This is a genomic window from Streptomyces tricolor, assembly GCF_002155905.1.
Lineage (GTDB): Bacteria > Actinomycetota > Actinomycetes > Streptomycetales > Streptomycetaceae > Streptomyces > Streptomyces tricolor.
Window position 1 is genome coordinate 1 of sequence record NZ_MUMF01000582.1, and the last position, 2002, is coordinate 2002.

Annotated in this window: 2 protein-coding genes and 1 pseudogene; 2 read left to right on the plus strand and 1 reads right to left on the minus strand. The window is 75.7% G+C overall.

Annotated features, from left to right (window positions below; translation table 11 throughout):
* Positions 1 to 501 precede the first annotated feature (501 nt).
* Both CCN44_RS34235 and CCN44_RS34240 read left to right on the plus strand, forming a co-directional pair.
* On the plus strand, positions 502 to 1104 hold the full coding sequence (locus tag CCN44_RS34235) for an Rv1733c family protein (RefSeq protein ID WP_059247195.1): 603 nt from the start codon (positions 502 to 504) through the stop codon (positions 1102 to 1104).
* A gap of 171 nt (positions 1105 to 1275) precedes the next feature.
* Complete coding sequence (locus CCN44_RS34240; RefSeq protein ID WP_059247194.1) at positions 1276 to 1725, plus strand: peptidoglycan-binding domain-containing protein; 450 nt, start codon at positions 1276 to 1278, stop codon at positions 1723 to 1725.
* Between the two features lie 82 nt (positions 1726 to 1807).
* Here CCN44_RS34240 and CCN44_RS34245 read toward each other — a convergent pair.
* Positions 1808 to 2002 (minus strand): annotated as a pseudogene (locus tag CCN44_RS34245) (CTP synthase); the annotation flags it as partial.

Sequence of the window (2002 nt, forward strand, 5' to 3'; positions counted from 1 at the left end):
CCCGCGGGAGACGACCCGCGATGTCGGCCCGACGCGAGTCCGCCCGGCCCACAGCGGCCCACCGGCGCGGCCCGTCCGGCGTTCGGGCCCCGTTCGTGACAGACGGTCGGGTCGGTGGGGCCGGTCCGGCGTACGGGGTCTGGTCTGCGGTGGTCGGGTCGGTGGGGCCGTCCCGGAGACCGGCTCCGGTCTGCGGCGGACGACCGGTGGGGCCGTCCTAGCGTGCCGGATCCGGTCCGCACAGACCACGCGCCTGGTCCGTCCTGGCACCACCCTCGGCCCGCGGGAGACGACCCGCGGTGCCCGTCTCGCACACCGGACCCGGCCCGCGGGAGACGACCCGCGGTGCCCGTCTCGCACACCGGACCCGGTCCGCGGCGGACGAGCGGCGGGGAGAGGTGCAGGATGGTGTCATGACCCTCGCTCGGGCGACCGGGTCCGGGACGCCGCGGGGGGCCGCGCCGGGTTCGGGACGCCGGTGCGCGAGAGGAGGCGGTGACGATGACACGGACACCTCCCACGACGGTCACCCCGGTGCGGCTGTGGCGGTGGCGGCGCAATCCGCTCCGGCGGCACAGCGATGTCGTGGAGGCCTGGATCGTCCTCGCCGGCTGGGTGCTGGCCCTGGTCGCCGGGGTCTTCGCGGGCATGCTGGCGGCCCGCGCCTCCGACGCGGCGTTCGAGGCCCGGCGGGCCCAGCTGCACCCCGTGGCCGCGGTCCTCACCGCCGACGCGGCGCGGACTCCGCTCGCGGGCAGCGGATACGACGACGGGCGGGTGTGGGCCGTCGTGCGCTGGACCGACGCCGACGGCTCGGTGCACACCGACCGGGCGAAGGTTCCGCCGGGCGCCCCCGCCGGAACCCGCATGACGGTGTGGACGAACGAGGCGGACCGGGTCGTGCCCGCCCCCGTCACCGGAGCGGCGGCCGATCTGCAGTCGGCGCTCACCGGTGCCCTCGTCGCCCCGGCGGCCGGCGCCCTCGTCTGGGGCGTGGGACGGCTGGTCCGGGGCCGGCTGATCCGGCGGCGCATGGACGAGTGGGACGCGGAGTGGCGGCAGATCGGGCCCCGGTGGGGGAACCTCAGCGGCGGCAGGGGCTGACCGCGGCCCGCGGGCGGCACGCCCCGGGACGTACCACGGAGGTTGTACACCGGCCCGGAACTACCGCGGCTGGTGGAGTCGGGCGTCAACTCCCGGGTTGGCGACGGGCCGGGCCCCGGCACGTAGCTTGTGTGCCGTGCCGTGAGGCACTCGTCAACCAGGGGGAAACACATGCGACCGAACATCTTCACCAGGACGCTGCTCGCCGCCACGACCACCGTGGCACTGGCCGCGGGCAGCCTCGCCGCCGCGGGCACCAGCTTCGCGGCGCCCGCGACCGCCCAGCCGGCGGCGGCCAGCGAGGCCGTCGCCCCGCAGGCGGTGAACAACCTCGGCCTGAACGCCACCCAGGCGAAGAAGGTCCAGCGCTGGCTGAAGAAGTACTGGAACTACCGGGGCTCCATCGACGGCAAGCTCGGCACCAACAGCTGGAAGGCCTTCCAGCGCTGCCTGAAGAAGTACTGGGGCTACACCGGCCCGATCGACGGCGTCGTCGGCAAGGGCACGGTCAAGGCGCTCCAGCGTCTGCTGAAGGACAGCTACGGCTACCGCGGTCCGATCGACGGCGTCGCCGGCTCCGGCACCAAGGCCGCGTTCAAGCGGTTCGCCAACGCCCACTGAGGCGACGGCACGACGGTCCGCCGGGACCGCCCTCCGCCCCGCTGCCGGGCGGAGGGCCCCGGCGGGCCGCCCGCCACGCCGGTCAGGGGACGGGCAGCGGGGCGGAGCCGGCCACGGCCCCGGCACGGGCGAGGGCGGCGCGCACCAGGCCGGTGAAGAGCGGATTCGGCCGGGTCGGCCGGGAGCGCAGCTCGGGATGGGCCTGGGTGCCGACCAGGTAGGGATGGATGTCCCGGGAGTATTCGAGATACTCGATCAGCTTGCCGTCGGGGGAGGT